This is a genomic window from Alcanivorax sp. HI0083 (assembly GCF_001635175.1).
Map to the genome: position 1 here is coordinate 1 of NZ_LWFX01001012.1, position 6,490 is coordinate 6,490.

A 6,490-nucleotide genomic window follows, 5' to 3' on the forward strand; every position below is an offset into this window, starting at 1 on the left:
GCTAGGTATCGTCGGTCTGAGGTGCAACTCAGCCGATGGATTCTTTATCGGCGTATGAATAGGTGCGGGGTGGGGCCAAATCTCCTACCGTCTGTACCCTTGGGTCAGATGCTCCTTTGGTCCCTCCACCCCGGCAAGTCCTGCATGGTTGCAGGAAGAGCATTCAAACATACAAGCTTCGAAAAAGCTCGGGCAGCAGCCTCCCGCAGAAACAGGTTTAGCCGCTATATGAGATCCCGGTGCCGCGGGCAACTGGTAAGGTGGTCGTTGACCATGCCGGTGGCCTGCATGAAAGCATAGACGATGGTGGGGCCGACAAATTTGAAGCCGCGTTTTTTCAGGGCCTTGCTCATGGCCTCGGCCACCGGAGTGGTGGCCGGTACCTCCTTGAGGCTGCGGAAGTGGTTGATCTGCGGGCTGCCGTCGACAAAATCCCAGAGGAAATCACTCAAGGTCAGGCCCTCATCACGCAGGGTCAGGTACGCCTGGGCGTTACCGATGGTCGCCGCCACTTTCAGGCGGTTGCGGATAATACCCGGGTCGGCCAGTAACGCGGCCACCTTGGCCTCGCCATAGCGCGCCACCTTCTCGGCATCGAACCCATCGAACACCTGTCGGTAATGTTCCCGTTTACGCAGCACGGTAATCCAGCTCAATCCGGCCTGGGCGCCCTCCAGATTCAGGCACTCGAACAGGCTCCGGTCGTCATGGTCCGGCACGCCCCACTCGTGGTCGTGGTAGTGCAGGTAGAGCGGATCATCCCCGCACCAGGGGCAACGGTCGTTCATGATGGTGTTTTCTCCTCGACGGCGGTCTGTGGATCGGTGGATTGTGGGTCGGTGCACCGCGCATCCATGGCGGCTTCATAATCGGCCAGGGTGTGGCCGGGCAGATGCGGATAACGGTCGCCCAGAGTCTGCAAAATCACGATACGGTCCACCCGAAAATGGCGAAACGCTTTGCGCAATTCACACCAACCCACCAGCGTCCAGCAGTGGCCCCAGAAATACAGCCCCAGCGGCCAGATAACCCGCTTGCTGAACTGCTCCTGAACGTCACGATAATGCACCCGCACCTTGCTGCGTTCGCGAATGGCCCGCTGCAGCGGATCCAGCAACGCCCCGAGCATGCGCCGTTCCGGCAAGGCCGGGGCCGACACCGGCGAGGCCAGCGCACGCAGATGGCTGGGCACCGCCATGGCCAGCTTTTCCTGCACCGCACGCAGCGCCTCGGCCTGGCGTTGACCGGCCCAGCCCTGGGCCATGGACAGACCGGTCAGCAGGGCCTGCCATTCTTCCACGCTGAACATCAGCGGCGGCAGCTGATAGCCCTCCAGCAGGGCGTAGCCTTTTCCCGCCTGGGAATACAGCGGCACGCCGCTGGCCGACAAATGGTCCACATCCCGGTAAATGGTGCGCTCGGACACCTGCAGCCGCTCGGCCAGCGCCTGGGCGGTGGTCCACTGGCTGGCCCCGATGACCTGCACAATCTGAAACAGGCGCTCTGCTCGACGCATGATCCTTCCCTGTAATTAACCTGACGCGGCACTTATCTTCCGCCGTTCCCGATCCGCATTCTAGCGCCAAGCTACTGACACCGTGCTGTCAGTATCCGGTCGGGGCCGCCACCGGTATCACCGACCGGGCCGGGCCGGTATACTTGGCGCCTTTCGCGGCAATCTCTCGCGATCACTCGCAGCAAGACTGGTACCGGAACACCATTACCGAATAACAGGATTCACCATGGCGGAACAACCGCAAACGGATATTTTGACCTTTCAGGGCCTGATTCTGGCCCTGCAACAATACTGGGCAGAGCAGGGCTGTGTCGTTGTGCAGCCACTGGATATGGAAGTGGGCGCGGGCACCTTTCACCCCTCCACCTTCCTGCGCGCCATCGGCCCGGAAAACTGGAACAGTGCCTATGTGCAGCCATCCCGTCGGCCCACCGACGGCCGCTACGGGGAAAACCCCAACCGGCTGCAGCATTACTACCAGTTCCAAGTGGTATTGAAGCCATCACCGGACAATATCCAGGAGTTATATCTGGGTTCGCTGCGCATGCTCGGCTTTGATCCGCTGGTGCACGATATCCGTTTTGTGGAAGACAACTGGGAATCACCCACCCTGGGTGCCTGGGGTCTGGGCTGGGAAGTGTGGCTCAACGGCATGGAAGTCACCCAGTTCACCTATTTCCAACAGGTGGGCGGCATCGACTGCTATCCGGTCACCGGGGAAATCACCTACGGTCTTGAGCGTTTGGCCATGTATATCCAGGGCGTGGATTCGGTCTACGACCTGGTGTGGTCCGACGGCCCCTTCGGCAAGGTCAGCTACGGTGATGTGTTCCTGCAGAACGAAGTGGAGATGTCCACCTTCAACTTCGAACACGCCAATGTGGACGAGCTGTTCAAGCAGTTCGATTTGTTCGAGGGCGAGTCCAGCAAACTGATCGAGGCCGGCCTGCCGTTGCCCGCCTATGAGTATGTGCTGAAAGCCTCCCACACCTTCAACCTGCTGGATGCCCGCAAGGCCATTTCTGTCACCGAGCGCCAACGCTTTATTTTGCGTGTGCGCACCCTGGCCCGGGCGGTAGCCCAGGCCTATTTCGACAAGCGCCGCTCGCTGGGCTTCCCCATGGCGGATGACGCCATTCGCGAAGAAGTGATGGCAGAGCTGCAAAAACAGGATGACAAGGCCGCTAAAAAAGGCGCCGCCGAGAAAGGCGATAGAAAGAAGGGGAAGCAATAATGTCCCGGGATTTGCTGATTGAACTGGGCACCGAAGAGCTGCCCCCGAAAGCATTGGCGTCACTGAGTGCCGCGCTCACCGACGAATTTGTTCGCCAACTGGATGAGGCCGGCCTCAACCACGGTGAGGTGGAACGCTTTGCCGCCCCTCGCCGTTTGGCATTGCTGGTGCGCGACCTGGACGAGAAACAGGCCGATCGCGATATTGAACGCCAGGGTCCCGCCGTGCAGGCTGCCTTCGACAGCGACGGCAACCCGACCAAGGCCGCCCAGGGTTTTGCCGCCTCACTGGGCCTGACCGTGGACCAGCTGGGCCGTCAGGACACCGGCAAGGGCGAGCGCCTGGTGGCGCAGATCACCGAGAAGGGTAAAAGCGCCGCCGAACTGATACCGACCTTTTTCACCCAGGCCATCCAGAAACTGCCAATCCCCAAGCGCATGCGCTGGGGCAAGCGCAAGGTGCAGTTTGTGCGCCCGGCCCACTGGCTGGTGGCGCTGTTTGGTGACGAGGTGATTCCTTTCGAATTGCTGGATCTGCAATCCGGCCGTACCAGTTACGGCCACCGCTTTCATGCACCCGGCGCCATCGAACTGGCCAACGCCGGCGAATATGCGGAGCGCATCGAGAAAGACGGCCACGTCCTCGCTGACTTTGATCGCCGCAAGGCCATGATCGAAGAGCAGACCCTGGCGGCGGGCAAAAAGGCAGGCGGTGTCGCCCAGATCAACCCGGATCTGCTCAACGAAGTCACCGCTCTGGTGGAATGGCCCGAAGCGCTGATGGGCAGCTTCGATGACGACTTCCTGCGGGTACCCCAGGAAGCCCTGATCAGTGCCATGGAAGAGCACCAGAAATACTTCTCGGTGCTGGATGCCGACGGCAAGCTGATGCCACGCTTTATTACCATCAGCAATATCCAGTCCAAAGATCCCCAACAGGTGATCCACGGCAACGAGAAAGTGATTCGCCCGCGCCTGGCCGATGCCGCCTTCTTCTACGACAACGATTGCAAACGCACTCTCGCCCAGCACGCAGAAGGGCTGGCCAATGTGGTATTCCAGCAGCAGCTGGGCACCGTGGCCGACAAATGCCAACGCATCGGCCGCCTGGCCGCCATGATTGCCGGGCAAATCGATGGTAACGCAGACAACGCCAAGCTGGCCGGCGAACTGAGCAAGGCCGACCTGAACAGCGAAATGGTCGGCGAGTTCGACACCATGCAGGGCATCATGGGTTTCTACCTGGCCCAGCGCGAAGGCCAACCAGACGACGTGGCCAACGCCCTGTATGAGCAATACCTGCCACGCTTCGCTGGCGACACTCTGCCGCAGAGCAAAACCGGCATGGCGGTCTCCCTGGCTGACAAGATCGATACATTGGTGGGCATCTTCGGCATCGGCCAGAAGCCCAGCGGAACCAAAGACCCCTACGCGCTGCGCCGTGCCACCCTCGGCGTGTTGCGCATCATTATAGAAAATGAGCTGGCCCTGGACCTGCGCGAACTGCTGGACCAGGCCGCCGCCCAACTGGGTGAGCGCATCGATTCCAATCAGGTGGAAGACGCCTTCGACTTTATCAAGGGTCGCTACCGCGCCATCTACCAGGAACAGGGCATTGCCACCCCGGTGATCCTGTCGGTGCTGGCCATTGACGAGGCCTGCCGAAAACCACTGGATTTCGACCGTCGAGTAAAAGCCGTGGCCGCCTTCCAGCAACGCGAAGAAGCCCAGGCGCTGGCTGCCGCCAACAAGCGGGTATCCAATATTCTCGCCAAGCTGGACAGCGCACCCCCGGAAGAAATCGATGGCGCCCTGCTGGAAGATGAGGCCGAAAAGACCCTCACCAACATGGTGGTCGCTGCCTTCGAACAGTCCTACGAACTGCTGGAGGCCGGCGACTATGCCAGCGTGCTGGAAATGCTGGCAGACCTGCGCGAGCCGGTGGATGCCTTCTTTGATACCGTCATGGTGATGGCAGAGGATGAGGCAGTCCGCAATAACCGGCTGGCACTGCTGGCGTTCCTGCGTGACCTGTTCCTGAACGTGGCGGATATCAGCCTGTTGCAAGAGTAAGACGCAGCACGCTAAACCAAAGGCCGCTTGATCAGCGGCCTTTGTGTATATCGCGGTAGGAGCGGCGCTTGAGCCGCGAACAACCCCAAGACTGTTATCACTACAGAAACCACCGAGGCTCCCGAAAGTGATGCCTGTGTGTCTTATAGTGATTCAAAGTCCGATTCGCGGCTCAAGCGCCGCTCCTACGGTAAAGAGAGAAGACAAGCCCCATGAACAAACTCATCATTCTGGATCGCGACGGGGTCATCAACGAGGACTCTGATGCCTACATCAAGACCGTGGACGAGTGGATTCCCATCCCCGGCAGCATCGAGGCCATCGCCCGGTTGAGTAAAGCGGGGTATATCGTCACGGTGGCCACCAACCAGTCCGGTATTGGCCGTGGCTATTATGATGTGGCCACCCTGGATGCCATGCACACGCGTCTGCGTGAGTTGGTGGCGGAGCAGGGCGGTGCACTGGGCAAGATCGTCTATTGCCCCCACGGGCCCGATGACGGCTGTGATTGCCGCAAGCCGCTGCCAGGCCTGATCGACCAGATTGTTACCGAGTATGGCGATGTCACCGGAGCGCCCCTGATTGGTGATAGCCTTAGGGATCTTGAAGCGGGAGTCGCTCGCCATTGCACACCGGTACTGGTGCGAACCGGCAAAGGGAACAAGACCCTGGAAAAAGGCCTGCCTGAATCCCTGGGCCCGGTTGCCATTTACGACTCACTGGCTGACTTTGTTGATCACACCTTGAAGGATTAGGCATGACCCAGCACGCGCCACCGTCGCTGTCGATCAAGGTCCGCAGCGCGCTGTTTTTCGTGCTGTATAACCTTGCCGGTATTTTCCACAGTTTCCTCTGTGTCCTGATTGGCCCCTTCCTGCCACTTCGCGCCCGCCACCGGTTTATCAACCTGTGGACCCGTTTTGCCATGTGGCTGGACCACCGCCTCAACCGCATTACTGTGAACGTGGAAGGAAGGGAATACCTGACGGATGCCCCCTGCGTCATTCTTGCCAACCACCAAAGTAGCTGGGAAACCTTTTACCTGCAGGTGCTGATTAGCCCGCAGGCCACGGTGCTGAAACGGGAACTGCTGTGGATACCTTTCTTTGGCTGGGGGTTGGCACTGCTTAATCCCATTCGCATTAACCGCAGCGATGGCAAGGCCGCGTTAAAATCGGTGCTGTCTCAGGGTAAGCAGCGCCTGGCAAGCGGCCTTCGCGTGGTGATTTTCCCGGAAGGCTCCCGACAAGCACCGGGTACCCATGGCAAGTTCAACCACGGTGGCAGCATGCTGGCGACTCAGGCCGGGGTGCCTGTCATTGCGCTAACCCATAACAGTGGTGATTGCTGGCCCCGCAAAACCTGGGTCCGTTACCCCGGCACGATCACACTGCGTATCAGCCCTCCCATCGACACGCACAATAAAAAAGCCAAGCAAGTCAGCGCCGAAGCCCAGCAGTGGATTATGGAGCATTACCCCGGTTAAGGAACCTCTGAAAAACTCCTTGCATGCTCAGCGTGGCCTGAAGCGTGCAGCTGTTTCGTCTTGTCTTGATGGTCAGGGTGGTTCCCTTTCCGAGAGGCAAGGCGCAGCAGATGTGCGCTTCAGGCCACGCCCTTCGGGTCATTCAGGCTGGCCCGCACTCGTTGTTGCGCTTTTTCGATGGA

6 protein-coding genes are annotated in these 6,490 nt (G+C 59.8%); 4 read left to right on the plus strand and 2 right to left on the minus strand.

Annotation, left to right across the window (positions count from 1 at the left end; translation table 11 throughout):
• Nucleotides 1–224: 224 nt before the first annotated feature.
• Nucleotides 225–788 (minus strand): DNA-3-methyladenine glycosylase I, encoded by a 564-nt coding sequence (locus A3754_RS12470; RefSeq protein WP_063519952.1) that lies wholly within the window; start codon nt 786–788, stop codon nt 225–227.
• The gene (locus A3754_RS12475) at nt 785–1,516 is read right to left on the minus strand and encodes a YafY family protein (protein ID WP_063519953.1); all 732 of its coding nucleotides are present in this window, start codon (nt 1,514–1,516) and stop codon (nt 785–787) included. The genes A3754_RS12470 and A3754_RS12475 overlap by 4 nt, the downstream gene beginning before the upstream one ends.
• A 226-nt stretch (nt 1,517–1,742) precedes the next feature.
• On the opposite strand from A3754_RS12475, the gene glyQ reads away from it, so the two are divergent.
• The 4 genes from glyQ to A3754_RS12495 all read left to right on the plus strand — a co-directional run bounded on the left by glyQ (nt 1,743) and on the right by A3754_RS12495 (nt 6,308).
• Nucleotides 1,743–2,750, plus strand: coding sequence for a glycine--tRNA ligase subunit alpha (gene glyQ, locus A3754_RS12480; protein ID WP_063519954.1), 1,008 nt, complete (start codon nt 1,743–1,745; stop codon nt 2,748–2,750).
• Nucleotides 2,750–4,822, plus strand: coding sequence for a glycine--tRNA ligase subunit beta (gene glyS / locus A3754_RS12485; RefSeq protein ID WP_063519955.1), 2,073 nt, complete (start codon nt 2,750–2,752; stop codon nt 4,820–4,822). Before glyQ ends, glyS begins: the two co-directional genes overlap by 1 nt.
• A gap of 212 nt (nt 4,823–5,034) precedes the next feature.
• On the plus strand, nt 5,035–5,577 hold the full coding sequence (gmhB, locus tag A3754_RS12490) for a D-glycero-beta-D-manno-heptose 1,7-bisphosphate 7-phosphatase (protein WP_063519956.1): 543 nt from the start codon (nt 5,035–5,037) through the stop codon (nt 5,575–5,577).
• 2 nt (nt 5,578–5,579) lie between these two features.
• Nucleotides 5,580–6,308: a 1-acyl-sn-glycerol-3-phosphate acyltransferase gene (locus tag A3754_RS12495; protein WP_063519957.1), complete on the plus strand. Its 729-nt coding sequence runs from the start codon at nt 5,580–5,582 to the stop codon at nt 6,306–6,308.
• Nucleotides 6,309–6,490: the final 182 nt, after the last annotated feature.

What these genes read in the sequence shown, in the direction of transcription:
- A3754_RS12470 (WP_063519952.1), bottom strand. Translation starts at nt 788, where the DNA reads ATGAACGACCGTTGCCCCTGGTGCGGGGATGATCCGCTCTACCTGCAC.
- A3754_RS12475 (WP_063519953.1), bottom strand. Translation starts at nt 1,516, where the DNA reads ATGCGTCGAGCAGAGCGCCTGTTTCAGATTGTGCAGGTCATCGGGGCC.
- glyQ (WP_063519954.1), top strand. Translation starts at nt 1,743, where the DNA reads ATGGCGGAACAACCGCAAACGGATATTTTGACCTTTCAGGGCCTGATT.
- glyS (WP_063519955.1), top strand. Translation starts at nt 2,750, where the DNA reads ATGTCCCGGGATTTGCTGATTGAACTGGGCACCGAAGAGCTGCCCCCG.
- gmhB (WP_063519956.1), top strand. Translation starts at nt 5,035, where the DNA reads ATGAACAAACTCATCATTCTGGATCGCGACGGGGTCATCAACGAGGAC.
- A3754_RS12495 (WP_063519957.1), top strand. Translation starts at nt 5,580, where the DNA reads ATGACCCAGCACGCGCCACCGTCGCTGTCGATCAAGGTCCGCAGCGCG.